22 protein-coding genes are annotated in these 23,496 nt (G+C 70.6%); 5 read left to right on the forward strand and 17 right to left on the reverse strand.

All coding sequences use genetic code 11. From position 1 onward, the window contains the following. Positions 1-18: 18 nt before the first annotated feature. From ACTJLF_RS15280 to ACTJLF_RS15300, 5 genes are read right to left on the reverse strand one after another with little or no spacing between them, the layout of a single operon-like run. Positions 19-999 (reverse strand): LLM class flavin-dependent oxidoreductase, encoded by a 981-nt coding sequence (locus ACTJLF_RS15280; RefSeq protein WP_440883370.1) that lies wholly within the window; start codon positions 997-999, stop codon positions 19-21. Positions 1,000-1,044: 45 nt separating this feature from the next. Then, a complete protein-coding gene (locus ACTJLF_RS15285; RefSeq protein WP_440883371.1) occupies positions 1,045-2,724 on the reverse strand; it encodes an FxLYD domain-containing protein in 1,680 nt (559 codons plus the stop codon). Positions 2,725-2,771: 47 nt separating this feature from the next. Then, positions 2,772-3,368, reverse strand: coding sequence for a hypothetical protein (locus ACTJLF_RS15290; protein WP_440883372.1), 597 nt, complete (start codon positions 3,366-3,368; stop codon positions 2,772-2,774). Positions 3,369-3,384: 16 nt separating this feature from the next. Further along, complete coding sequence (locus ACTJLF_RS15295; RefSeq protein ID WP_440883373.1) at positions 3,385-5,187, reverse strand: VanW family protein; 1,803 nt, start codon at positions 5,185-5,187, stop codon at positions 3,385-3,387. Beyond that, a complete protein-coding gene (locus ACTJLF_RS15300; protein ID WP_126184027.1) occupies positions 5,184-5,789 on the reverse strand; it encodes a DUF6891 domain-containing protein in 606 nt (201 codons plus the stop codon). Before ACTJLF_RS15300 ends, ACTJLF_RS15295 begins: the two co-directional genes overlap by 4 nt. Before the next feature lie 250 nt (positions 5,790-6,039). On the opposite strand from ACTJLF_RS15300, the gene ACTJLF_RS15305 reads away from it, so the two are divergent. Beyond that, positions 6,040-6,708, forward strand: coding sequence for a hypothetical protein (locus ACTJLF_RS15305; protein WP_440883374.1), 669 nt, complete (start codon positions 6,040-6,042; stop codon positions 6,706-6,708). A 76-nt stretch (positions 6,709-6,784) separates the two neighbouring features. Here the strand turns inward: ACTJLF_RS15305 and ACTJLF_RS15310 are convergent, their stop codons facing one another. Then, complete coding sequence (locus ACTJLF_RS15310) at positions 6,785-7,165, reverse strand: hypothetical protein (RefSeq protein ID WP_019655549.1); 381 nt, start codon at positions 7,163-7,165, stop codon at positions 6,785-6,787. A gap of 248 nt (positions 7,166-7,413) precedes the next feature. Here ACTJLF_RS15310 and ACTJLF_RS15315 point away from each other — a divergent pair, with 248 nt between their 5' ends. After that, entirely contained in the window at positions 7,414-7,833 is a 420-nt protein-coding gene (locus ACTJLF_RS15315) for a DUF6314 family protein (RefSeq protein ID WP_440883375.1), read from the forward strand. A 10-nt stretch (positions 7,834-7,843) separates the two neighbouring features. Here ACTJLF_RS15315 and ACTJLF_RS15320 read toward each other — a convergent pair whose 3' ends face one another. The 7 genes from ACTJLF_RS15320 to ACTJLF_RS15350 all read right to left on the reverse strand — a co-directional run bounded on the left by ACTJLF_RS15320 (position 7,844) and on the right by ACTJLF_RS15350 (position 15,817). Continuing rightward, positions 7,844-8,437 (reverse strand): biotin transporter BioY, encoded by a 594-nt coding sequence (locus tag ACTJLF_RS15320; protein WP_026346485.1) that lies wholly within the window; start codon positions 8,435-8,437, stop codon positions 7,844-7,846. A 46-nt stretch (positions 8,438-8,483) separates the two neighbouring features. Further along, positions 8,484-9,077 (reverse strand): energy-coupling factor transporter transmembrane component T family protein, encoded by a 594-nt coding sequence (locus tag ACTJLF_RS15325; protein ID WP_440883376.1) that lies wholly within the window; start codon positions 9,075-9,077, stop codon positions 8,484-8,486. Next, a complete protein-coding gene (locus ACTJLF_RS15330; RefSeq protein ID WP_440883377.1) occupies positions 9,070-9,816 on the reverse strand; it encodes an energy-coupling factor ABC transporter ATP-binding protein in 747 nt (248 codons plus the stop codon). Before ACTJLF_RS15330 ends, ACTJLF_RS15325 begins: the two co-directional genes overlap by 8 nt. A gap of 42 nt (positions 9,817-9,858) precedes the next feature. Beyond that, positions 9,859-10,695, reverse strand: a complete 837-nt coding sequence (locus ACTJLF_RS15335) for an isocitrate lyase/PEP mutase family protein (protein WP_440883378.1) — start codon at positions 10,693-10,695, stop codon at positions 9,859-9,861. Between the two features lie 78 nt (positions 10,696-10,773). Continuing rightward, on the reverse strand, positions 10,774-12,069 hold the full coding sequence (locus ACTJLF_RS15340; protein WP_440883379.1) for an MFS transporter: 1,296 nt from the start codon (positions 12,067-12,069) through the stop codon (positions 10,774-10,776). Beyond that, positions 12,066-14,405 (reverse strand): N,N-dimethylformamidase beta subunit family domain-containing protein, encoded by a 2,340-nt coding sequence (locus tag ACTJLF_RS15345; RefSeq protein WP_440883380.1) that lies wholly within the window; start codon positions 14,403-14,405, stop codon positions 12,066-12,068. The genes ACTJLF_RS15340 and ACTJLF_RS15345 overlap by 4 nt, the downstream gene beginning before the upstream one ends. Further along, positions 14,402-15,817 carry an aminotransferase family protein gene (locus ACTJLF_RS15350; protein ID WP_145760200.1) on the reverse strand — a complete coding sequence of 472 codons (1,416 nt, stop codon included), beginning with the start codon at positions 15,815-15,817 and terminating at the stop codon, positions 14,402-14,404. The genes ACTJLF_RS15345 and ACTJLF_RS15350 overlap by 4 nt, the downstream gene beginning before the upstream one ends. 106 nt (positions 15,818-15,923) lie before the next feature. Between ACTJLF_RS15350 and ACTJLF_RS15355 the strand changes: the two genes are divergently transcribed. Next, positions 15,924-16,841, forward strand: a complete 918-nt coding sequence (locus tag ACTJLF_RS15355; RefSeq protein WP_019655540.1) for a LysR family transcriptional regulator — start codon at positions 15,924-15,926, stop codon at positions 16,839-16,841. On the opposite strand, the gene ACTJLF_RS15360 is transcribed toward ACTJLF_RS15355, so the two are convergent. After that, positions 16,825-18,552, reverse strand: coding sequence for a M14 family zinc carboxypeptidase (locus ACTJLF_RS15360; RefSeq protein WP_440883381.1), 1,728 nt, complete (start codon positions 18,550-18,552; stop codon positions 16,825-16,827). The two genes, ACTJLF_RS15355 and ACTJLF_RS15360, sit on opposite strands and share 17 nt — an antisense overlap. A 106-nt stretch (positions 18,553-18,658) precedes the next feature. Between ACTJLF_RS15360 and ACTJLF_RS15365 the strand changes: the two genes are divergently transcribed. Then, on the forward strand, positions 18,659-19,372 hold the full coding sequence (locus ACTJLF_RS15365) for a YebC/PmpR family DNA-binding transcriptional regulator (RefSeq protein WP_019655538.1): 714 nt from the start codon (positions 18,659-18,661) through the stop codon (positions 19,370-19,372). After that, entirely contained in the window at positions 19,369-19,773 is a 405-nt protein-coding gene (locus ACTJLF_RS15370; RefSeq protein WP_132751975.1) for a GFA family protein, read from the forward strand. The genes ACTJLF_RS15365 and ACTJLF_RS15370 overlap by 4 nt, the downstream gene beginning before the upstream one ends. A gap of 9 nt (positions 19,774-19,782) precedes the next feature. On the opposite strand, the gene ACTJLF_RS15375 is transcribed toward ACTJLF_RS15370, so the two are convergent. The 3 genes from ACTJLF_RS15375 to ACTJLF_RS15385 all read right to left on the reverse strand — a co-directional run bounded on the left by ACTJLF_RS15375 (position 19,783) and on the right by ACTJLF_RS15385 (position 23,432). After that, positions 19,783-21,609, reverse strand: a complete 1,827-nt coding sequence (locus ACTJLF_RS15375; RefSeq protein WP_019655536.1) for an ATP-binding response regulator — start codon at positions 21,607-21,609, stop codon at positions 19,783-19,785. A gap of 62 nt (positions 21,610-21,671) precedes the next feature. Continuing rightward, a complete protein-coding gene (locus ACTJLF_RS15380; RefSeq protein WP_132751973.1) occupies positions 21,672-22,379 on the reverse strand; it encodes a response regulator transcription factor in 708 nt (235 codons plus the stop codon). Positions 22,380-22,445: 66 nt separating this feature from the next. Continuing rightward, the gene (locus ACTJLF_RS15385; RefSeq protein WP_019655534.1) at positions 22,446-23,432 is read right to left on the reverse strand and encodes a Bug family tripartite tricarboxylate transporter substrate binding protein; all 987 of its coding nucleotides are present in this window, start codon (positions 23,430-23,432) and stop codon (positions 22,446-22,448) included. Positions 23,433-23,496: the final 64 nt, after the last annotated feature.

The raw sequence follows: 23,496 nt of genomic DNA on the forward strand, positions 1-23,496 counted from the left end.
CGAAGCCCGGGGGCGAGCCTAGTGAAAAGCTCCGGCGAGCAGCTCGTAGGAGCGCAGCCGCGCCACGTGGTCGAACACCTGCGAGGTGATCATGAGCTCGTCCGCGCCGGTGCGAGCGACGAAGGCTTCCACGCCCTTCTTCACCGTCTCGACCGAACCGACCGCCGAGCACGACAGCACCGAGTCGAGCAGCGCGTTCTCCGCCGGGCCGATCTTCTGGCGATAGCCCTCCACCGGCGGCGGCAGGCGGCCCGGGCGGCCGCTGCGCAGGTTCACGAAGGCCTGCTGCCACGAGGTGGCGCGGAACTCGGCCTCCTCGTCGGTGTCGGCCGCGAACACGTTGAAGCCCAGCATCACGTACGGCTTCTGCAGCTGCGCCGAGGGCCTGAAGGTCTCGCGGTAGATCTGGATGGCCTGCATGATCTGCTGCGGCGCGAAGTGCGAGGCGAAGGCGTAGGGCAGGCCCAGGTGGGCGGCCAGCTGCGCGCCGAAGGTGCTCGATCCGAGGATCCACACCGGCACCTCCAGCCCCGCGCCGGGCACGGCGCGCACCGGCTGCTGCGGGGTCTTCGACATGAAGTCCATCAGCTCGATCACGTCCTGCGGGAACTGGTCGGCGTCCGACTCCAGGTTGCGCCGCAGGGCCCGTGCGGTGCGCTGGTCCGAGCCCGGCGCGCGCCCCAGGCCAAGGTCGACGCGCCCCGGGTACAGCGATTCGAGCGTGCCGAACTGCTCGGCGATCACCAGCGGCGAATGGTTCGGCAGCATCACGCCGCCGGCACCGATGCGGATGGTGGATGTGCCCGCCCCCACGTAGGCCAGCAGCACGGCGGTGGCCGCGCTTGCGATGCCCGGCATGCCGTGGTGCTCGGCCAGCCAGTAGCGCGTGTAGCCCAGCTTCTCGCCATGCTGCGCCAGCGAGAGCGAGTTGCGGAACGACTGCGCGGCGTCGCTGCCCTCGGTGATCGGGGAAAGGTCGAGGATGGAGAACGGAATCATGGGCGCGATCATGGCCCCAAGCGCCCATTTCCGTCGCCGCAGGGGCTATTCGGTTTGGTATAGCGTGGTTACGCTGGCGAAGTCGCGGCCGTTCTGCTCCACGCTCGCCTGGAAGGGCACGCTCTCGCCCGGCGCGATGGCCGGCAGGTTGTCCACCAGCTTGAAGCCCGTGAGCTGCCCGTTGCGGTCGCGCAGGCTCACCCACAGCCGCACCTTGCCGACGATGCCCGTGCCCGGGTTCTTCACGCTGCCGCTGACCACCACGTACTTGTACGAAAAGCGCTGGCTGAAGTTGAGCAGCACGCTGCCGATCTCGGCCTTGGTGCCTGTCACCTTCACCTCCAGCGGCTTGCGCGGGCCGGGCAAGGCGGCGCGGCGCATGGGCTTCCACTCGATGCGCGTGTCGGTGATGCGCTCCATGTCCTGCGGCTCCAGGTAGATGGGAAAGCGCTCGCCGGGATACAGGTAGGCCAGCCCCGAGATGGTGGTCGTACCGTGCGCCTTGCTGCCGCTGAAGCGCGAGATCACGCCGCCCGGCGCGAGCACGACGGCGTCGGTGCTGCGGTTGACCAGTTCACCCAGGAAAAGCCGCTGCTGGATGTTGTTGCGCCCGTCCACCAGCGGCAGCAGCTCGAGCTGCTTCTCGTCGAAGCGCTCGCTGTCGTCGGCCAGCAGGTCGTCGGTGCCCAGGCGCAGCTCGGGATTGAAGCTCTCCGCTCCGCCTGCGGTGCGGACCACGCGCTCCGCATTCAGCACCGGCGTGCGTCCGCCCGAGGCCTCGACGACGCTGTAGCCGATGCGATAGTCCCACGCCGCGATGGCCGCCGCGCGGCCGAAGCGCGAGATGCTCACGTCCACCGAGGTCCGCCCGCCGGGCTGTATCTCGTTGGCCTGCCCGTAGCCATGGCCGAAGCCGATCACCTGCCCCGCGTCGTCGTACAGCGTGGCCAGCACCTCGAAGCCGCCGAGCACCGTGGCGTCCTTGCGGTCGTTGACGATGCGGCCCACCAGCCGCACCCGGTCGCCCTGCTGCACCAGCCGCACGCGCGAGAACGCCATGCGCGGCCCCTTGACCGCGCTGTAGGGCTCGGCCAGCTTCTGCACGCGCAGCTCCTGCCGCGTGACGTTCTTGCCGCTGGGCATGTCGACCAGCACGGGGGCGCTTTCGCCGGGCTCGAGCACGGCCACCGGCAGCGTCTCGCTGCGCTCGTCGAGCTTGTTCTCGCCGTCGTAGTACACGGCGCGGATGCCTGCGCGCGACAGCGGCTTGCCCGTCTCGTTGCGCGCCACCACCAGCAGTTTGGGGGTGGCCGAGCTGCCGCTGCCCACGAGCACCTGGCGCGGCTCGTCGAGCTTGAGACCTTCGACGGGAATGGTGCGGTCGATGGCGGCGGCCACGCGCTGCGAAGCGCCGCGCGTGTCGGCATTCCTGTTGCCGAGGACCACGCCGATCACGCCGAAGAGCACCACCGCGGCCACCGCCACGCCGACCGCGATGCCGAGCTTGCGGAGCATGAGCGCCTGCTTGCGCGCCTCCTCGGCCGCAAGCCGCCGGCCGGCTTCGTTCTTCACCTGGTTGAGCACGCGCTCCAGCCGGTCGGAGACGTTGTCTTCCACCAGCGTGACGGAGCCGCAGTGCTCGCAGGTGTATTCGTTGAGGCCGGTGCGCTTGAGCACGCTGCTGCCGCATTCGCCGCACTTGAGCGTCTGGAGATCGATGGTCATGTCTGAAAACTGCTCCCGTCTTTTCTTTTGCTGCGCCCCTCGGCCCGCTACCAATCGAAGGCGTCTGCGATTCCCTCGGCCCGCTCGGCACCCACCAGCGGCGCGAGCCGCTCGACGAGGCGCGCGCGATGCACCGGGTTCACCGAGAAGTCGTCCATGAAGATGTCGTCGCCCGCCTCGTCCCAGACCTGGCCGATGGTGCCGAGGCACGCGGCCATCTCCAGGATGTCGGCGAAGAGGGGCTCGTCGTCCTCCCACCTGCCCGCGCCGTGCCGGGCGAACTGTATCGCGCCGCTGCGCAGGTCGAAGACGAAGGGATCGCCGCCCTGGTCGGCCACCACCAGCCAGTGACCGGGCCATGAGTCGAGGCGTTCACCGGTGATGCCGTGCCACCGGTACCCGGCCTGCAGCGACCACAGCCGTGCCAGCGGCGGAATGCTGAACGGGTTGCCGGCCGTGGCGACGGTGAGGCCCGCGTGGCCCACGCGCTCGTTGATCCAGTTGCCCAGCGGGCCGACCTGCTCGTAGAAGGCCGCGACCGCTTCGGGCAGCGCGATCTCGCCGCGCCAGTGTTCGGCGGCAAGCTGCGGCGCCAGCGCGCCGTGCGGAGCCAGCACCGCGCGAGCCTGTTCTGTCGATGCCACGCGATTTCCTCCGGTTTCAGGACTCGCAGGCCGCACGCAGCGCGGTGCGAAGCGCTGCCACGTCGCCGGCTGCGATCTCGCGCACGCCGGGCAGCGCGCCCAGGCCGCAGGCCGTCGATGCGACCACCGGCACGCCCGCCGCCACGGCGCGCAGCAGCGCACGCGGCGCGTGCTCGACGTGCGCGGGCAGCACGACCACGGCGGCGCCTGCGAGCCAGTCGCCCTGCCAGTTCATGTGCCCGACATGGCCGATGCCCTGCCAGAGCCGATCGCCGTCGGATGCGGAGCCCAGCACGCGCAGCCGGCAAGGCCAGCCCTGCAGGGCCACGGCCAGCTCGCGCGCGCCCTTGCGCGCCAGCGCGCTCGCGGCGAAGACGACAAGCGGCAGATCGGCATCCGCGCGAACGACGGCTCCTGCCTGAGGCAGCGCCCATTCGAGCCTGCGCAGTTGCGCCTGCGGGGCCGGCGCTGCCAGCCGCCGGGCGACTTCGGCATGCGGCGTCACGATGGCCGAGGCGCGGGCCAATGCCAGCGACTCCGCACGCACCAGCGACGCATCGGCGCGGAAGTCGCGCAGGGTGGCGTCATCGGGCCAGCGCCGGGAGGCTTCGTCGAGCCGCCGCTCGATGTCGGCCATCGGCAGCGCGCCGGCCAGCACCACCACGCTGCGGCCATCGAGCGCGCCGAGGCGCTGCAGGTGCGGCAGCAGCGACTGCTCGACCACCAGCTGCGTGTGCTCCGGCCTCAGCCGCGCCGCGAAAGCCTGCGCAAGCCAGCGCTGGCCGTCGATCAAGCTGGCCTGCCGCCGCCCCGCCCGCCGGGCCCACAGCCGCTGCCACAGGGCGCGGCGCAGGCTCGCGGTCCACGGTGCCTGCGGGGCCAAGGCCGCCGGCTCGCGATGCCAGCCCGCCGCGGGCCTGCGCCAGAAGGCGAGCCGCATCGGCACCGGCTGCATGCGCTGCGCGCGCGGATGCTCTTCGCGCAGGTAGCGCGCGAACTCCGGCGTCCAGGTGTCGAGCAGCGCGACAGTGAGGCCCTGCGGGCCGACGTCGACCTGCGGGCGATGGCGGAAGCAGGCGGTCTGGTCGCAGCTGAGGCAGCCGCGCGCCACCGGCGGCGCGGCGTTCGCGTCTCCGCTCGAGTCATCGTTCGTGCGGCGCACAGTGACTGGCACGAAAGGCACGGTCGAGGCGCCGCGGCCGCGGATGCGCAGCACCAGCTCCGAGCCGGTCAGCTCCACTTCGAGCCGCCACGCCTGCCTGGCGCGCACCTTCAGATCGATGTAGTTCCAGAACACCGTCGCGTCGACGGCATCCGGGCCCGGCTCGCCGGCCTGCTCGATGCGTGCCGTGTGCCCGTGCCGCTCCACCAGGTCGAAGCCCGCACGCGACGCCACGGTGGCGAGCGCGTTCGACAGCTGGCACAGCCCGCCGGCCAGCGTCGGCACCACGCAGCCGCCGCGCAGCTCGCGCCCCTGCACGAAGCCGCGCCATGCGGCGGGCCTGCCCAGCTGGCGCCAGAAGCTCAGGACCTCGCCGGCCGGCACCTCGACGGCATCGAAGGCGCGGCGCGCGACACGCAGGTTCTGCACCTTGCCGGCCACGAGCGGGAATTCGTCGGCGCGGCCGTCGGTCCACAGGGGTGTGCGGCAGTGGGCGAGCACCGGCGCGTCGGCCAGCGCACCGCTGCCTTCGGTCCACCGGCGGGCCGAGGGCCGCAGCGTCTCGCGCAGCGCGTGGGCGGTGGCCAGGAGCCGCGAGCGCAGCCAGAAGTCGATCGCGTCGATGCGGCGCGGCGGCTGCCAGGCCTGCACCCTCACGCGGAGGGGCCTCGCTTGCGCCATTGGCCGAGGTCGGCCTCGATGCGCTCGTCGATGTTGCCGCTCCACTGCACGCCGAAGCCGGCCGCGCGCAGCAGCTCGACGATGCGGCGGCCCACGACCACGGTGTTGGCTTCGCGCTGCTCGATCTCGGGAATCATCCCGCCGCTGAAGGCCAGGTGCAGGCGGCCGGTGCGCACCGCCCGGTCGAGATCCTGTGCGTGATAGAAGCAGCAGCCCCGGATGCCCGATTCCATGCGGCCCGCAGCACGCCATTGCTCGCGCACGTCGTCATGGCCGTCGGCGAGCGTGTTGCCGGCGCGGTGCAGCGCGATGATCTTCTCGCTGCGCAGCTGGGCGAACACGGCCTCGAGCCGGTCGTATTCGGTCTGCTCGGGCCATTCGGCCTCGGCGGCGCGCTTGGCGGCGCATGCACGGGCGGCCTCGGCCTTGACCCAGGCGCGGTCCTCGTAGGTGAGCTCGTCGGGGTCGAGGTACTCGTCGGTGATCATCCACTCGACATCGGCATCGGGATGAAAGCCGCTCCACACCAGGTCGTGGATGCGTCCGCGCGTGTCTTCGGGGTCGAGTGTGAGTGCCATGCGTGTTGGGCTGCCGCCTCGGCGGCAGCGGGTCATGCTTTCTTTTTTCCTGGCGGAAGCGTGCTGGTATTTTCACCCGGGCGCACCACGATGGCGCGTTAATGCGAAAGCATGATGTCCGGCGGACACCCCTTCCGAATCGCACCATCATGAAGGATGCGACATGGCAAGGCAATGCGCCTTATGGCGCAGCCGGCTCCTCCACATGGCCGGGTTTGCCGGGGCTGCTGGCTATGCTTGGCGGCTCTCCATGCCGCAGCCACACCGCCTTCCAGACCCCGCCCCCGCATCGGCCGACGAGCGCCTGCCCACCTCGTGGACCTCCGCCATGCCGCAGGCCACGGAGCGCATGCCAAGGACGGCCGCCGACCGGATCGCCTGGCTGGTCGCGCTCGCGGTGCTGGCCTTCATGGCCGTCTTCGGCCTGCAGGCGATGCGCTGGTCGCTGGCCGGCGGCTGGCAATGGCTCTGGATGCTGGTCGGCTTGCCGTTCTTCGGCATCTTCTCGGTGCTGTCGGTGCTGGCGGTCGTCACGAGGCTGCGCGAACGCCGCCGGGTTCGGGTGGCGCTCGAGAACATGTCGCTGGAGCGCGGGGAAGGCTTTCGCGCAGGCGAGCCGCTGGAACTGCGCCTGCGCGCGGCGGTGCCGGCCGCACAGGAGGGCGAGCGCACGGTGGCGCCGGAACGCATTTCGATGCGCCTGATGCGGCACCGCACCGCCGATGCAGCCGGGGAATGCTGCTGCGAAGCCGTCGCCTCGCGCGAGGAGGCACGCGACGGCCGGGTGCTCTATGCCTGCGAACTGCGCGCGGACGCCGGGCTCGATGCGGCGCGGTGGTCCGTCGAACTGCACGAGGCCCCGGACGGCAGCGGCGCGCCCATCCTCACCGCACAACTAAGGCTGCTGCCCGGCCGCTGATCGGCAAGCGGACGCAAAAAGGCCGGGCCATGCATCGCGCATGGCCCGGCCTTCAAGTCTTCAGCTCTGCGGCGGATTACAGCGGCAGTGCGTCGCCGTGGGCGGCAGCGCGGGCTGCAGCACGAACCGCGGCGCGGTCCACCGAGCTGGCCACGATCGGGGCCACGCCGGACGAAGCGCCTTCGGCGTACGGGTCGGCGCTGTGGGCGGCGGCCACGGCTTCGGAACGGACGGCAGCGCGGCTGGCGGTCGAGACGATCACCGGGGCCGGGCCGGCGTTGGCACCGGTGGCGTAGGGGTTGGCGCTGTGCGCGGCGACCACGGCCTGGCTGGCGACGTCGGCGCGGCTGGCGGCCGAGGTCAGCGGGTGCACGCCTTCATAGGTTTCGGCGTGGGCGACACCGGCAGCGGCCAGCAGGGCGAGGGAAACGGCGGAGAGGAGCTTCGAGGCGGTCATCTGGATGTGTCCTTCAATTAATTCGGGTTCTGGTTCTTGGTCTGGATCAGCTGAAGGGCTGGTCCATGGGAAGAATTGTGCGCCCGTTATCTAAGTAAAAACCCTTAGACAATGGAACCACGGTGTTCACACCCTGGAAACAATCAACCGCCAAGAAGGCGCATCACCGCCTGTCGTAGAGTCCCCGCATGAGCCAATCGGCCCCCACCCTTTCACCCCATCCGACTGTCTGGGGAAGCCCAGACACCGTGTTCGACCGGCTGGCGGGCGAATGGCGCCTGCAGCGCACCATCGAGGGCCAGGCCACCATGAGCGGCGTCGCCAGGTTCACGTTGCTGGAGGCCGGGGGAATGCTCAGGTACCGCGAGGAAGGCCGCATCCGCCTGGCCGACGGCAAGGAGTTCGACGGGCACCGCGAATACCTCTTCGAGCGAGCGCCCGGCGGCTTCGTGGTGCATTTCGCCGAGACGCCGCCGCGCCTGTTCCACGCCATCGCCATCGTGCGCGACGGCGACGTGCTCGCCAGCTCGGCCACGCACCTGTGCACGCCCGACACCTACGACAGCAGCTACCGCTTCCTGCCCGACGGCTCCTTCGGCATCCGCCACGTGGTGCACGGCCCGCGCAAGGACTACCTCTCGGACACGGTCTTCAGCCGCCTGGGCTGAACGCGGCCATTCAGTCGCGGTCGAGCCGCCAAGCCGGCATGCCGCGCACCACCGTCTGCACGAGCATCGCGCAGATGCCGCACTTGATGAGGTCGCCCGGAATGAACACCAGCATGGCCACCGCGGCCTGCGACAGCGACATGTGGGCGATCCACGAGAGCCCGACGATGCCGAAGCCGTAGACCACGCCGATCCCGCCGACCAGCGCCGAGAGGAAGGCCGCCGCCAGCAGCGGAAGGCCCGTCGCCCCGCCGATGCGGCGCACCGCCAGGCGCATCAGCAGGCCGCAGGCGAAGGCGCCGAACATCCAGCCGAACAGGAAGCCGCCGGCCGGCGCCACGAACACGCTCAGGCCGCCGCGGCCGCCGGGCAGCAGCGGCAGGCCCAGCGCCACCGCGAGCAGGAACAGCGCGATCGCCAGGAAGCCCCGGCGCGGTCCCAGCAGGCAGCCCGCGAGCATCACGCCCAGCGACTGCAGCGTGATCGGCACGCCGAACGGCAGGTCGATCTTCGGGATCAGGCCGAACACCGCCATCAGCGCTGCGAAGAGCGCGATGTACGCCAGCGAGCGGGAGGAAGCGAGGGAGCCTGAAGTGGTGGTCATGGCGATGGCAATTCGAAAAGAAAGAAGAGAAGACAGGAAGATCGATTCAGCGCCCGAGCCGCGCGGCCAGCGCATCGGCCACGCGCTCCGCCGTCTGCAGCGTGCGGATGGTCAGCGGCGCCAGCAGCCGCAGGCCGCCGCCGTGGCCCGAGCGAGCGCGGTAGGCATCGTCGAGGCGCTGCCACTGCACGTAGAAATTTTCGGCGAAGCGCAGCATCAGGCCAAGGCCGAGCGCGATCCGCTCGGTCGGCACGCCAAGGCGCTGCAGCGGACGCAGCACGGCCTCGAGCACCGCCAGCAGGTCTTCGAAACGGGTGGTCAGCGTGAGCATCAGCGCGAGCGTGGCGGCACTGGCCAGGCGCAGCGCGCTGGCCACGCCGAGCAGCGTGGTGCCCATCGCCCAGTGGAAGCCGACGATCAGCCCGCCCGCGACGGCCACGCCGAGCAGCATGCGCACGCGCCGCCACGCCGGTCGACCGAGCGATGCGAACACCAGCAGCACCACCGCGCAGGCCGCCGCCAGGTGAGCGGGCCGCTCGACCAGCACCAGCAGCGTGCCGCACACCGACAGCACCGCGAGCTTGATCCATGCCGCGATCGCATGCAGCCACGTCGGCTGTTCCGAATAGAGGCTACGCATGGCGCCCCCGCTCGGCCGCCACGCGCTCGCGCACGTCCTCGGCATAGGCCTCGCAGATCTCGCGGCCCGGTCCGTCGGCGCGCACCCTGCCCTGTTCGAGCCACAGCACGCGCTCGAAGTCGTAGACGTGCTCGAGCAGGTGCGTGGACACGAGGATCTGGTGGTCGCTCTCTTCCAGTTGCGCGGCCAGGCGCGCCTGGCTCAGCAGGTCGAGGCTGGCGAAGGGCTCGTCGAGCAACAGCGTGGCCGGCTCGCTGATCTGTAGCGCGAGCAGGCACACCTGCTGGCGCTGGCCCTGGCTCAACTCGCTCACTGCGCGCCCGGCCCAGGCTTCCAGCCCGCGACGCGCGAGGAACTCGCGCGCCTGCTGCCGCGCCGCCTGCCGCGTCTCGCCGCGGGCGGTGAGGCTGAAGGCCAGTTCCTCGGCCACGGTCGGGAAGATGATCTGGTCGTCGGGGTTCTGGAACATCAGCCCGACGTGTTTCGCGAGCTGGCTGCGGTCGGTCCGCGTGTCGCAGCCATGCACCACCACGCGCCCCTGCTCGGGCTGGTCGAGCCCGCTGACGAGGCGGAACAGGCTGCTCTTGCCCGCGCCGTTGTCGCCGACGAGGCCGATGCGCATCTCCTGCAGGTCGAGCGTCAGCCCCTCGAACACGCGGTGGCTGCCGCGCACCAGCGTCACCGCTTCGAGGCGGATGCTGTGCGAAGAATCGGTATCTGACGGGCTGGGCAGCGGCAAGGGGCGCCCACTGTACCCGAAGCCGTCCGGCCGGCGCGAGGCTCAGGCCGTGGCGGGAAAGAGCGCGTTGAGCTCGCCGACCGACAGCATTCCCTCGCCCATCGTGCCGAAGCGGCCCTGGTCGAAAGCTTCGGCAGCGATGCGGTTCACCAGCCCCAGCGCGGACTGCAGCGGCCCGCAGCCCAGGCTGATGCGCCGCGCCCCGGCCCGCGCGAAGGCATCGGCCGACGGCGCACCCGCATAGCCCGCGTACACGTTGAGCGGCAGCTCGAGCGCACCCGACAGCCGCGCGATCTCCTCAGGGCTGGACATGCCCGGCACGAAGATGCCGTCCGCGCCCGCCGCCGCATAGAGCTTCGCGCGGCGCAGCGCCTCCTCGAAACGCGCCGCCGGGTCTTCCCATGGCACGAAGTAGACGTCGGTACGCGCGTTGATGAAGAAGCGCGCATCCAGCCCGCGGATGGCCGCGATGCGCTCGTGCAGCACCTCGGGCGACGCCAGCTCGCGCGTACCGGGCAGGGTGCCGTCCTCGATGTTGATGCCGGCCGCGCCCATGCCGATCAGTTCTGCTGCGACTTCGCGCACCGCCTGCGCGCTGTCGCCGAAGCCGCTCTCGATGTCCACGTTCACCGGCACGCTCGCCACGCGGCAGATGCGCGCGCTGGCAGCGAGCAGTTCTTCCACCGGCATGCGCTCGCCGTCGGCGTAGCCCAGCGACCAGGCCATGCCCGCGCTGGTGGTGCCGATGGCGCCGGCCCCGGCGCGCTCCACGATGCGGGCGCTGGCGGCGTCCCAGGCGTTGACGAGCACCAGCGGCGCGGGGCCCTCGTGCAGTCGGTGGAATGTCTCTGTCTTCTGCTGCGCGTCGCTGGCTCGCATGGTCATCCATTGGGCAAGTTGAGGAATGACCGCAGCTTAGGAACGGCGCGCCGCGCCGGCTTGGAAAAAACTGCTATTTCATTTCACGCCGTAGCCGCGCGCCGCCCGCAGTGCGATCAGGCTCACCACCACGCCGAAGCCCACGTAGAACGCCGGGGCGATCTTGCTGCCCGTGGCCGTGATGAGCCAGGCGCTGATGAAGGGCGCGAAGCCGCCGAAGATCGCCACGCCGAAGCTGTAGCTCACAGAGAGCCCCGTGCCGCGCGTGGCCGCCGGGAACAGCTCCGACATCGCCGCCGAGATCGGCCCCCAGTAGGCCGAAGCCACCACGCCCATCGCGGTGAGCGCGAGCATCAGCGCCGCCACCGACGGATGGTTCACCAGCAGGTAGAACAGCGGCACGATCATCACGAGCATGACCAGCGCCGCGGCGCGCATCACGGGAATGCGCCCCACGCGGTCCGACATGCTGCCGAACAGCGGCACCAGCACGAACTGCAGCACGCCGAACCAGAAGGTGCCCGCGAAGGCCATCGACGGCGGCAGGCCCAGCTGCCGCACCGCGAAGGTGGGCATGAAGAGCCCCGTGTAGGCCACGATGGTTGCGAGGATGATGAGCCCCATCGCCGCCAGCGTGCGGCCGCGCTGGTCGACCAGCGTGGCGCGCACGGGCGCGGCTTCCTGTGCGGCGCGCTTGAACTCCAGGCCTTCGTCGAGGTGGCGGCGGATGTACAGCCCCGCCGGCCCGATCAGCAGGCCGAAGAAGAACGGAATGCGCCAGCCCCACGACAGCAGCTGCTCGGGCGTGAGCAGTGCGTTGAGCCCCATGCCGAAGCCGGCCGCCAGGAAGGTGGTGACGCCCTGGCTCGCGAACTGCCAGCTCGAGAAGAAGCCGCGGCGGCGCGGATCCTGCTCGGCCAGCAGCGCGGTGGCGCTGCCGAACTCGCCGCCGGCCGCGAAGCCCTGCAGCAGCCGCGCGAGGATCACCAGGCCCGGCGCCCACAGCCCGATCTGCGCGAAGGTCGGCGCCACCGCGATCAGCAGCGTGCCGCACAGCATCAGCGCCATCGAGAGCGTCAGCGCGTTCTTGCGCCCTCCGGCGTCGGCGTACGCGCCCAGCACCAGCGAGCCGATGGGCCGCATCACGAAGGTCACGCCGAAGGTGCCCAGCGTGATGAGCAGCGAGACGGTGTCGTTCTCGGCCGGGAAGAAGAGCTTGGAGATGGTGACGGCGAGAAAGCCGTAGATCACGATCTCGAACCACTCCAGCGCATTGCCGATGGAGATGGCGGTGATGACCCGCAGCGTGCTCTGCCGGGAGGCAGGCCCGGCGGGTTCTGAAAGGTCGGCGGTGCGTGGGGCGAGTGTGCTCATGGTGCTGCGTGCTCCAGGGATGGTTGATCTGCAAGGTCCGCACCCGTCGCGGGCCGGACGCCGAAGTGGTGCAGCACGTTGCGCAGCAGCCCTTCGAATGAGGGGTCGGCGCCGAGCACCCAGCTCGCGCCGACGGCGCCTGCGTTGAACACGCGGCCGCCTTGCGGGCGCTCCCAATAGATCATCTCGGCCGAGAGCCCGCCCAGCGAATCGGTCGGCTGCGAGTAGTAGTCGAGGTAGGCGTCGAGCCGCCCGGGGCGCTGCCTGCGCCCCTCGGCGATGACCTGGATGCCGCGATGCGGCTCTGGCAGGCGCTCGCCCGCGGGCAGCGTACGCGTCATGCGGCGCAGCGTCGCGACGCTCAGGTCCCACTCGTGGCCGATGGCCCTCGGCAGGCCACCGCCCGGCGCATGGCCGAAGGTGGAGCCTTCTTCGAGCCCCAGGGGATGCGGCTGCGTGAACAGGAAGTGCCCCGGCTGCGTCGCGTGGTACACGCCGAAGTCGTCGCCGTCGGCGAAGGCCCAGCCGGCCGACTCCAGTCCGATGAGGTCGGCGCACGAACGCCCGGCCTGCCTGAACTGGCCGCCGCGCGCCCAGTCCTGCGAGTGGTACTGCTCGCCGTAGGGGCCGGCCGGCGGGCGCAGCTCCACCGATTCGGCGCCGTCCTCGTCGCCGGGGCCGCGCACCTTGCGCTGCTCCATCACCGTGCATTCCTCGTCGTAGCTCACGCGCAGGTACATGGTGTTGCCCGACAGCACGATGGCGGTGCCGCCGTTCGAGAGGTAGTCGTCGAGCCCGTCGCAGGCCGGCTGCGACCAGTATTCGCTGTGGCCATTGATGAAGACCGTGCCGTAGGCCTTCAGCAGGCCCGGGTCGCGGTGCAGGTCGAGGTCGCTCACCACGTCGTACTCGTAGCCGCAGCGATCGAGCCACACGTGCAGGCGGCGCTCCAGCCGGGTCCACTGGCTGAAGCCGGCATCGGCCGGGTCGTACAGCGCATTGGGGCTGGCGTTGGGCCAGGGCATGCGCAGGCCGACCTGGTAGGTGGGCTGGCCGCCGCGGTGGTAGGTGTAGCTGCAGAAGGCCGGCGCCTCGGGGAGGCTGTTCTGCAGGCCGGCCGAGCGGCGCGGCCACACCGGGTCGCTCGCGACGTTCTTCGCGAAGGGCGTGGCCGCGTAGGCCAGCCAGCTGTTGGTGGCGCACAGCACCAGCACGGGCGCGGGAGCGCGGTTCGCAGCGCGCCGCACGATGAAGGTGATGTCGTATTCGGCGCTCCGGCCGTCGAGCAGGAAGCTCACGCGGCCCACGTACACGCCCGACTTCGCATCCGCCGGCATGCGGAACGCATGGCTCTCGGGCCAGCGGCAGTCGTAGAGGTCGTCGCTCGCCAGGCGCAGGCCGTGGCCGCGCGTGGGGTCCGTCAGCGGGTCGTAGCCGTCGTCCGAGAACTCGTTCACCCGGTGCGGCTCGAAGGCGGGGCCGACGATCATCCAGGTGCCGTGGTTGACGATGCGGCCGGTGCGCTGGTGGCCGCTGGCATCGGCCACCACGTCGCCGCGCTCCTCGCGCAGCGGCCAGCAGGCGAGCACGGTACGGCCGCGCGGCGTGTGCAGGCCGCGGTCGGCGAAACGGGCCTTGACCTCGTGGGCCTGCAGCGCGTGCGAATAGATCGCCGGCATGACGATGTCGCCCTCAAGGAACGCGTCCGCCAGGCCGTCGATGCCGCTGCTGCCCAGGCGCAGCGGCGCGCGTCCCGGCTGCAGCGGGCCGTCGAAGCGGCCGCGCGCGACGGCTTCTCCGTCGAGCCACAGCACCGTCTCGCTGCCGTTCCATGTCGCGACGACGTGGTGCCAGCGCCGAGGCTGCAGCGCACCGCCCGAGAGCTGCCCCTCGGCGCGGAATGCGCCGCCGTCGCCCAGGTGGAACACCGCGCGCCCGTCCTCGTCGATGAAGAGCCCGTAGCCGCAGGCGCCCGGCAGGTCGAACTGCCCGATCACGCTCTGGCGCGTGCCCAGGCTCCACACCTGCACCCAGCATTCGAGCGTGAGCGCGCGCAGCGGCTGGTCGAGCCCGCGCTCGACGCGCACGTAGGAGCCGGGGTGGATCGGGTGCACGCGCGGCGCCGAAAGCTCGAAGGTGTGCAGCACCGCGTCGTCCGTGCGGCCCTCGGTGTCGGAGCCGAGCTGGCACACGGAGAGCGTGTAGGGCACGTCGCTGCTGATGTGGAAGCGCACCACCTCGCCGGCGGCCACGCTCTTGCGGTCGGTGTAGCCGTGCACGCCGGGCACCTGCAGGCTGCGGTGCGGGGGGAGGATCTTCTGCTGCTGCATCGTCATGCCGCGGTGGCCAGGCCCTTGGCCGCGATCTCGTCGGCCAGGCCGCGCAGCGAGCGTTCGAGCAGGTCCGCCAGTTCGTCGATCTCGGCCGGCGTGATGGTCAGCGGCGGCGTGATCATCTGGAAGTCGCCGAAGGCGCCCAGGTTGGCGCGCCGGTTGTACAGCGCGATGCCGTGCTTCAGGCCGTGCTCGGTGAGCCGCGCCGGCGCGTTGAAGCTTGCCGGCAGCTGCCGCTTCGTCGCCTTGTCGGCCACGATCTCGATGGCGGTGAAGAGCCCCTTGCCGCGCACGTCGCCCACGATGGGCGAGCGCGCCGCCACCTCGCGCAGGCGCGCCATCAGCAGCTCGCCCATGTCGCGTGCGCGCCTCACGAGATCTTGCTCGATCACCTCGCCGAGCACCGCATTCGCCACCGCGCACGACAGCGGGTTGGTGAAGTAGGTGTGGCCATGCACGAAGCCGCCGCTGCCCGCGACCGCGTCGACGATGCGGTCGGGCACCAGCAGCGCGCCCAGCGGCGTGTAGCCCGCCGCCAGCCCCTTGGCGAGTGTGACGAAGTCGGGCCGCGCGCCGGCCCAGTGGTGCGCCGCGAGGAAGGCGCCGGTGCGGCCCGCGCCGCTCATGATCTCGTCGTAGATCAGCAGCACGCCGTGGCGGTCGCAGATGGAGCGCACGCGCTCGAAGTACACGGCGGGCGCCACCGCCGCGCCGGTCGAGAGCCCGCCGATCGGCTCCATGATGAAGGCCAGCACCGTGTCGGCGCCCTCGCGCACGATGGTGGTCTCGAGCTCGTCGGCGCAGGCCAGCGCGTGGCTCTCGGCGGTGTGGCCGTCGGGAATGCGATAGGACAGCGGCGCGCTCACCTTCGGCATCTCTCGCACCATCGGCCCGTAGATCGACTGGGTGTGCGCATCGCCCGTCACGGCCAGCGCACCCAGCGTGGAGCCGTGGTAGCTCGGGTTGCGCGAGATGACCTTGGCGCGCTTCGGCTGGCCCGTGACCACCGCGTACTGCCGCGCCAGCTTGATCGCCGACTCGTTGGCCTCGGAGCCGCCCGAGACGAAGAAGGCCCGGTCGAAGCCCTCGCCCGCCAGCGCGCAGACGCGGTCGGCCAGCTCGATGCTCTGCTCGCTCTCGAAGAAGCGCGGGTAGGCGAAGGTGACGCGCGCCGCCTGCTCCTGCATGGCGGCCAGCACGCGCGGATTGCCGTGGCCGATGTTGGCGACCACCGCACCGGCCGTGGCGTCGAGGAAGCGGTGCCCGCCCTCGTCCCACAGGTAGACGCCCTCGCCGCGCGCGATGCGCGGCGGCCGCGGCGTGCCCTTGGCGGCGTAGAAGCCGAGCACGGAACCGCCCTTGGGCGTGTCTCCCACGGTGCGGGGGGTCTTGTCTTCGATCGTCGAGGCGCTCATCGGCGGGTAATCCATTCGTTCGCAGGTCTTGAAGGCCCCAGACGATAGGCACGGCCGGCCCTTGCGGGTAGACGTATGGTCCGATGAAGTGCTATACGTCTGGCGCATGAAGAACACCCACGACCGCCTCGACCTGCTCCAGACCTTCATCCGCATCGGCGAGAGCGGATCGCTCAGCAAGGCGGCGCGACTGCTCGACACCACACAGCCCACGGTGAGCCGCCGCCTGCTGGAACTGGAGCGCCTGCTGGGCGTCAAGCTGGCGATCCGCAACACGGCCAATTTCTCGCTCACCGACGAAGGCCGCTCGCTGCTGGCCGAGGCGCACGACCTGACCGACCGCTGGTCGGGCCTCTCGCAGCGGCTGCAGGGCGGCCAGAGCCGGCCGGAGGGCACACTGCGCGTGATCGGACCCTCCGGCTACGGCACCGGCTTCCTCACCGACGCGGTGACCGACCTGCGCGCGGCGCATCCGCAGCTGCGCGTGGAGCTCACGCTGACCGACCGCGTGGTCGACCTCGCAGCATCCGGCGCCGAGTGCTGGGTGTGCGTGGGCGAAGTGCGCGACCCCGGCCTCGTCTGCCGCACCGTGGGCCGCATGGAGCGGGTTCTGATCGCCACGCCCGAGCTGCTCAAGCGCACCGGCCCCATCACGCTCGCCCGGCTACCCCAGGTGCCGTGCGTGGGTCTGATCCCGTACGTGACGGGCAATGTGCGGCTCATCAATCGAGCGGGCCGCTCGCGCATCGTGCCGCTGGACACGCCCATCCGCACCGACAGCCTGCTCGCGAGCTACCGCGCGATCCTCAACAGCGCGGGCATCGGCGCGGCGGCGCCGTGGATGTGCCATGACGACATGCAGGCCGGCCGCCTCAAGCGCGTGCTGCCGAACTGGTGGCTGGAGCCCATCGGCGTGCACGTCGCGCTGCCGCCGGGGCTGTACCGGCCGGCGCGGGTCACGGCCTTCGTGGAAGCGCTGCGGCGGCGCATGCACGCCCTGCCGGGCTTCAGGCCGGCGGGTTGAGACCCGGCTGCATCAGCGCGACGACGGGATAGCGGCGCCATCCCGCTTCCGCATGGCGCCGGCCGTGCGCGAAGATGAAGCCCAGCACCGCCTGCGGGTCGCCCAGCTTGTCGGGGTTGTCGGCCTTCCACTGCTCGAACAGGCGCTTCAGCCCGGGCTCGTCTTCCAGCATGCGCAGCGCGGTGTCCTCGAAGACGTAGGCCGAGAAGTTCTCCTTCTTCTCCAGCACGCTGTTGAAGAAGCCCCAGCGGAAGAAGCTGTCGTGCGCGAGCGGCTCCAGCGTCTCGACGGCATAGCGGGCACCCGGCTGGTCCAGCGAGACGAGAACGTCGCCCGCGCGCGCCTGGAAGGGCTCGGTGCTTTCCGACAGCACCACCTCGTCGTGGAACATGTGGCCTTCGTAGGCGTTGGGGCGGGAGGCCACGTCGCGGATGCGGTAGACGCGCACCGCGTCGAAGAGCCGGTCTTCCTCGAGCCGCTCGAGCGCGACGCCGTTCCACGCCAGCCGCTCGATCGCCTCGCGCCATGCCTGCGGCACGAGGTAGGCCCTGGGCGCAGCGGCCGTCGCTTCCTCGATGCAGCGGTCGAAATGGACGATGTCCTTCTCCCACGGCTGGCTGCGGTCGTAGGCCAGGCGCTCGTAGTTGCCCAGCAGGCTGGGCGTGCGGACCGCGCTGTAGCCCTTGAAGCGCAGGCTCGCGGGCCGGCTGCGGTCGTTGCGCCAGGTCAGCGGCCAGCGCGTCTGCCGCGCGGCTTTCGCCTTCGCCTCGCGGCGCAGTTCCTGGATGCGCGCCGCGTTCGCGATGGCGAAGTCGAGCACCGTCTCCACCAGCGCCCGCATCGAGGCCACGCGGTCGGCGAAGGGCTTGAGCATGTGGGTCTCGGGCATGAAGCCGATGGTGTGGTGCAGCGCGGCGTAGCCGGTGGAAAAGCGCGGCAGGTCGAGGAAGTCCTCGATGCCGTCGTCGGGCGTCTCGGCCAGCAGGTTCATGTACGGGCAGGTGGGCCAGCCGCGCCGCTCCATGCCTGCGTAGATCGCGGGCAGCATGCTCTCGCGCAGGAACGCGCCGAGCCCGCCGCCGAGCTTGTCGGGCTGGGTCGGGATCAGCGTCATGGTGTAGCTGTAGTCCGCGCCGTTGGAGGTGTGGGTGTCGACCATCACGTCCGGGTCCCACGCGGTGAAGAAGCGGTTGAACACCTGCGCGGCGAGGCTGTCGCACTTGATGAAGTCGCGGTTCAGGTCCAGGTGCCGGCCGTTGCCGCGGAAGCCGAAGGATTCCGGCCCGAGCTGGTTCACGCGCGAGGTGCTCTGCCGCTCGATGCAGCCGTCCACGTTGTAGACCGGGATGAACAGGAACACCGTCCGGCCCAGCGCCGCCAGCCGGTCGGGCCGCGTGCAGAAGTCGCGCACCAGCGCCATGCAGGTGTCGATGCCCTCGGGCTCGCCAGGGTGGATGCCGTTGTTGTTGAAGAACACCGGCCGGCCCTGCCGCTCGAGCGTCTCGCGGTCGAACACGCCGTCGGCGCTGACCACGCCGGCATGGAGGGGAACGCCGGTGTCCGAGGTTCCGATCTCGCCCCAGCGCAGCACGCCGGGGAAGTCCCTGGCCAGCCGCTCGTAGAAGGCGATGCATTCGGCCCAGGTGGCGGTCTGGTTGCCGTTGCCTGCCTCGAAGGGCGTGACGTACGAGGTGTCTTGTGGAGCGGTCATGGGAAGAAGGCTACAGTAGTCGCCCTTCCCGGTCATCCAGCCCTTTTCTTTCTTCCAAAGAGCCAGACAAGGCCGCAAGCAATACACATTCATTCAAGGAAACGACATGGGCGCCCAGTGGAAAGCCAAGCACAAGGACATCGCCGCCAACGCCAAGGGCCGGCTGTTCGGCAAGCTCGTCAAGGAAATCGTGGTGGCCGCGCGCAACGGCGCCGACCCCGCCTCCAACTCGCGCCTGCGGCTGGCGGTGGAACAGGCCCGCAAGGCATCGATGCCCAAGGAAACGCTCGACCGCGCCATCAAGAAGGGCGCGGGCCTGACGGGTGAATCGGTCAACTACGAGCACGTGATCTACGAAGGCTTCGCACCGCACCGAGTGGCGGTGATGGTCGAATGCCTCACCGACAACGTGAACCGCACCGCGCCCGAGATGCGCGTGCTGTTCCGCAAGGGCCAGCTCGGCACCTCGGGTTCGGTGTCGTGGGACTTCGACCACGTCGGCATGATCGAGGCCGAACCCGCGAAGCCCGATGCCGACCCCGAAGTGGCCGCCATCGAGGCCGGCGCGCAGGACTTCGAGCCGGCCGGCGAGGACCACCCCGCCGTCTTCCTCACCGACCCCACCGATCTCGACCTCGTGAGCCGCGCACTGCCCGCGCAGGGCTTCACGGTGCTGTCGGCCAAGCTGGGCTACAAGCCGAAGAACCCCATCGATCCCGCGAGCCTGGGCGCCGAGGCGCTGGAGGAAGTCGAGAGCTTCCTCGCGGCCATCGACGCGAACGACGACGTGCAGAACGTGTACGTGGGACTGGCCGGGTGAGCATCCTTGCCGGCAGGTGCCTGTGCGGCGCCGTTCATTACGAGGTGGCCGACGAGTTCGCCTACTCGCTGAACTGCCACTGCTCGGACTGCCGGCGCGCGACCGGCTCGGCCTTCAAGCCCTTCGCGGGCATCGAGCGACGCAAGTTCGCCATCACGCGGGGCGAGGACGGCATCGCGGTCTACGGCGAGCCCGACGCGGGCGACCTGCACTGCGCGAAGTGCGGCTCGCTGCTGTGCTCGGTGGTGCGCGAGGGGCAGTACGTGCACGTCACGCTGGGCACGCTGGTCGATGCACCCTCCATCCGCCCGAGCGCGCACATCTTCGTAGGCTCGAAGGCGCCGTGGTTCACGATCACGGACGACCTGCCGCAGCACCAGGGCCACGTCGGCGCGCAGTGAGCGGCGGGCTCAGGCCTCGCTCGCCTGCGCGTCGACGTGCACCAGCTCGTTGATGGCCTGCATCAGCGTGGCCGCGCTGACCGGCTTGAACAGCACCGGCACGCCCCACTCGCGCACGCGCTGCAGGCGCTCGGGCGCGGTCTCGCCGGTGATCAGCAGCATCGGCGCATCGAGCCTGAAGCGCTCGCGCAGGCGCAGCCCGACCTGAAGTCCCTCGGCGCCCTCGGCCAGGCGGTAGTCGCACATGAGCAGTGCCACGGGGTTCAGGTCCGCATCGGGCTGCATGAGCACTTCCGCCGCCTCGTCCTCGTCGGCCACGGCCACCGCGTCGATGCCGTAGGCGCGCATGAGCTCGGTCATCGCCTCGCGGATGTCCTCCTCGTCGTCGATCAGCAGCACGCGCCCGCCGAGTTCCGGGACCTGGAAGAAATGGCGCACGAGCGATTCGGAGTCCGGCAGCGGAAGGCCGTCGCGCGGCGCCTCGCCGGCCTCGGCCAGCGGCACGGTGAGCCGGAAGCGCGTGCCGCGTCCGGGGCGCGAGCGCATCTCGACCTCGTGGCCGAGCAGCCGCCCGAGCCGGCGCACGATCGAAAGCCCGATGCCCAGGCCCCGCGAGCGGTCGCGCCCCGGGTTGTTCACCTGGTAGAACTCCTCGAAGATGCGCTCGGCCTGCTCGGGGGCGATGCCGATGCCGGTGTCGCGCACCTCGATCCACACCTGCTCGCCGCGGCTGCGCGCAACCACCGTCACGCCGCCCTGGCGGGTGTACTTCAGCGCGTTGTCGACGAGGTTGGAGAGCATGCGGTAGAGCAGCTGCCGGTCGCTGCGCACCCACAGGCCGCTGGCGCGCACGCGCAGCTGCAGACGCCTGCGCTCGGCCTGCACGGAGAAGGTGTTGTGCAGCGGAAGGAACAGCTCGTCGAGCGACAGCGCGTGCGGCTCGGGCTCCACCACGCCGGCGTCGAGGCGGGAGATGTCGAGCATGGTGTCCAGCGAGGCGCCCAGCGCGTTGACGGCGCGCATCAGCCGCTCGACGTTCCTTTCCTCGGGTCGGTGGCGCAGCGTGTTGCCCAAAGCGGCGCCGAAGAGCGCGATGGCGTGCATGGGCTGGCGAAGGTCGTGGCTGGCGGCGGCCAGGAACTGGGTCTTCTCGGCGCTGGCGCGCTCGGTGGCCGCGATCTGCTCGCGCAGCTGGGCCGCTAGCGCCTCGTTCTCGAACTGCAGGATCAGCGTGGCCGTCAGCCGCTTGTTCTGCCTGACGCCCTCGCTCAGCGTCAGCACCAGGTTGACGAAGGCGAAGCCCGCCAGGAACCAGTTGAGCGCGCCGCCGTACCAGGCCAGCGAGAGGATCAGCCCGCTCATCATCGGGATGCCGTAGCCGAACATCGCGGTGCGCAGCGGCCAGCGCGCCTGCACGGCGCGGGTCCAGCTGCCCATGATGACCACCGTGACGAAGGTGGTGAGCATCGAGTCCTGGATGCTCACCAGAAAAAGGCTGCTGGGCGCGGTCACGGTGCTGATCGCGGTGACGATGCGCGTGTACTTCCTGGCCCAGGCCGGCGTCTCCTCCAGCGGCACCTGCGGCGTCCAGCGCGGCGTGGCGATGGCATACAGGTCCACCAGCACGATCGCGGTGATGAGCGCCACGATCAGCAGCCTGAAGGCCGGATCGACGAAGAAGTAGCCGAAGCACCCGATGCCGATGGCGAAGCCCATGTGCGCCACGATGGCCGTGGTGTGGCCCGCGTACAGCGAGGCCACGTGCTCGCGCAGCACGCGCATCTCGAGGGTCGGGTCGAGGGGCAGGTGCCCCGGGGCCGGATCGTTCTTGTTCATGTCCCTTGTCTCCCTTCGGGGTCTTCGTCGAGCCCCGTTTGCCTGCCTGCGCAGGATTCGGCTCAGCGCAGGCTGCTGATCAACTGCGCGCGCGAACGCATGCCGAACTGCAGAAGGATGCCCGCGACATAGTTCTTGACCGTGCCCTCGCTGATCTCTGCGAGCACGGCGATCTCATGGTTGCTCTTGCCCTCCAGCAGCCAGTTGAGCACCTGCAGCTGCCGCTTCGTGAGCTTGTGCCGCGCATGGTTGGACGACGGCGCCACCGCCTCCGCCGGCGCAGGCGGCGCGGGCGGCTGGTAGTTCACCGCGTCGCCGCCGAGCAGGCCGCAGGCGCGGATGAAGCTCACGACCTCGCGCAGCGTGGCGGACTTCGGCAGGTAGGCGAAGGCGCCCAGCGTCATCGCACCCTGCGCGAGGGTGTCCTGCGCGAGCGAGGTGGTGCCGGTGCCCGACAGCACCACGACGCGCGCGGCGGGATGGCGCTCGCGGAACGCCATGAGGCCGCTCAGCCCCTGCGTGTCGGGCAGGGCCAGGTCGAGCAGCACCAGCTCGATGGCGTCCTCGTTAGCCTCGTAGACGGCCATCGCCTCGGCCAGGTCGCCGGCCTCGAGCACTTCGATGGGCATCGCCGAGGTGTTGGCCTGCAGCAGCGCGCACACGCCCATCCTCACCAGGTCGTGGTCGTCCACGACCAGGATGGCGCGCGGCCGGGCGGGGTCCTGCGATGCCTCCTGTGCCGGGGATGAGGGCCTGTCGGTCTCTGTCATCCCGGGATGCTAGGGGGCGCCTGTGGGCACCGTAAGTGCCCAAAGTCATGGCCGCGCCCGGCGATGTCAGAGAGGCTCGAGCCCCACCCTCTTCATCATGGCCTCGGTGAATACCATTTCTCTAGTGAAGCCGCTCGTGTAGGCCGGCCCGTCCTGCATGTCGACCCTGCCCCCCTGCTCCTGCAGCGCCGCGACCACCCTGGGCTGTGCCAGCGCCTTCTCGAAGGCTGCGCGGATGCGCTGCACGACCGCATCGGGCGTGCCCGCCGGCACGGAGATGCCGCCCCACGAGGTGAGCTCGGCCCCCTTCACGCCCAGCTCGGCCAGCGTGGGCACCTGCGGCAGCATGGGGTTGCGCGTCGTTCCGGCCACCGCGAGCGCGCGCAGCTTGCCGCCCAGGATCTGCGGGTAGGCCACCGCGAGGATCGGCATGCCGAACGCGACCTGGTCGCCCAGCACCGCGTTGACCAGCTCCGAGGCGCCCTTGTAGGGCGCATGCAGCGAGCTGACGTTCTCGGCCGACAGCAGCATCTCCACGCCTAGGTGCGAGGGCGTGCCCACGCCGCCCGAGGCATAGGCCAGCCGCCCGGGTTGCGCCCGGGCCTTGGCCACCAGGTCGGCCAGGCTGCGGATGTCGGAACTGGCGTTCACGATCAGCACCACGTCGGAACTGGACAGCCGCATCACGTGGCGGAAGTCTTTCAGCGCGTCGTAGCCCGGGTTGCGGTACATGCGCATGTTGGCGGCCATGGGCGCGGCCGAGTAGATCCAGGTGTAGCCGTCGGCCGGGGCCTTGGCGACGATGCGCGCGCCGATGTTGCCGGCCGCGCCGGCCTTGTTCTCGATCACCACCGGCTGGCCGATGACCGGCGCCACGGCTTCCGCAAGGATGCGTGCGGTGATGTCGGGCCCGGTGCCGGCCAGGTAGGGCAGCACCCACTTGATGGGACGGCTGGGGTAGGCCTCCTCGGCCTGCGCGAGGCCGGGGCCCAGGGGCAGCAGCAAGGCGGCCAGGGCGTGGCCCAGCAGCCTGCGGCGGTGCGGATCGGTCATTCGTCTTGTCTCCGGTTTCTTGTATCTCTTCGTCACTTCGCTGCTTCTCGGAACGCGCGGGGCG

Origin of the sequence: Variovorax sp. 22077 (assembly GCF_052044195.1) — a bacterium.
Classification (GTDB): domain Bacteria; phylum Pseudomonadota; class Gammaproteobacteria; order Burkholderiales; family Burkholderiaceae_C; genus Variovorax; species Variovorax atrisoli.

Excerpts from the sequence above, each read along its gene's own strand:
- ACTJLF_RS15280 (WP_440883370.1), bottom strand. The coding sequence starts at position 999 with ATGATTCCGTTCTCCATCCTCGACCTTTCCCCGATCACCGAGGGCAGC.
- ACTJLF_RS15285 (WP_440883371.1), bottom strand. The coding sequence starts at position 2,724 with ATGACCATCGATCTCCAGACGCTCAAGTGCGGCGAATGCGGCAGCAGC.
- ACTJLF_RS15300 (WP_126184027.1), bottom strand. The coding sequence starts at position 5,789 with ATGGCACTCACACTCGACCCCGAAGACACGCGCGGACGCATCCACGAC.
- ACTJLF_RS15305 (WP_440883374.1), top strand. The coding sequence starts at position 6,040 with ATGCCGCAGCCACACCGCCTTCCAGACCCCGCCCCCGCATCGGCCGAC.
- ACTJLF_RS15310 (WP_019655549.1), bottom strand. The coding sequence starts at position 7,165 with ATGACCGCCTCGAAGCTCCTCTCCGCCGTTTCCCTCGCCCTGCTGGCC.
- ACTJLF_RS15320 (WP_026346485.1), bottom strand. The coding sequence starts at position 8,437 with ATGACCACCACTTCAGGCTCCCTCGCTTCCTCCCGCTCGCTGGCGTAC.
- ACTJLF_RS15325 (WP_440883376.1), bottom strand. The coding sequence starts at position 9,077 with ATGCGTAGCCTCTATTCGGAACAGCCGACGTGGCTGCATGCGATCGCG.
- ACTJLF_RS15335 (WP_440883378.1), bottom strand. The coding sequence starts at position 10,695 with ATGCGAGCCAGCGACGCGCAGCAGAAGACAGAGACATTCCACCGACTG.
- ACTJLF_RS15340 (WP_440883379.1), bottom strand. The coding sequence starts at position 12,069 with ATGAGCACACTCGCCCCACGCACCGCCGACCTTTCAGAACCCGCCGGG.
- ACTJLF_RS15345 (WP_440883380.1), bottom strand. The coding sequence starts at position 14,405 with ATGACGATGCAGCAGCAGAAGATCCTCCCCCCGCACCGCAGCCTGCAG.
- ACTJLF_RS15350 (WP_145760200.1), bottom strand. The coding sequence starts at position 15,817 with ATGAGCGCCTCGACGATCGAAGACAAGACCCCCCGCACCGTGGGAGAC.
- ACTJLF_RS15355 (WP_019655540.1), top strand. The coding sequence starts at position 15,924 with ATGAAGAACACCCACGACCGCCTCGACCTGCTCCAGACCTTCATCCGC.
- ACTJLF_RS15360 (WP_440883381.1), bottom strand. The coding sequence starts at position 18,552 with ATGACCGCTCCACAAGACACCTCGTACGTCACGCCCTTCGAGGCAGGC.
- ACTJLF_RS15365 (WP_019655538.1), top strand. The coding sequence starts at position 18,659 with ATGGGCGCCCAGTGGAAAGCCAAGCACAAGGACATCGCCGCCAACGCC.
- ACTJLF_RS15375 (WP_019655536.1), bottom strand. The coding sequence starts at position 21,609 with ATGAACAAGAACGATCCGGCCCCGGGGCACCTGCCCCTCGACCCGACC.
- ACTJLF_RS15380 (WP_132751973.1), bottom strand. The coding sequence starts at position 22,379 with ATGACAGAGACCGACAGGCCCTCATCCCCGGCACAGGAGGCATCGCAG.
- ACTJLF_RS15385 (WP_019655534.1), bottom strand. The coding sequence starts at position 23,432 with ATGACCGATCCGCACCGCCGCAGGCTGCTGGGCCACGCCCTGGCCGCC.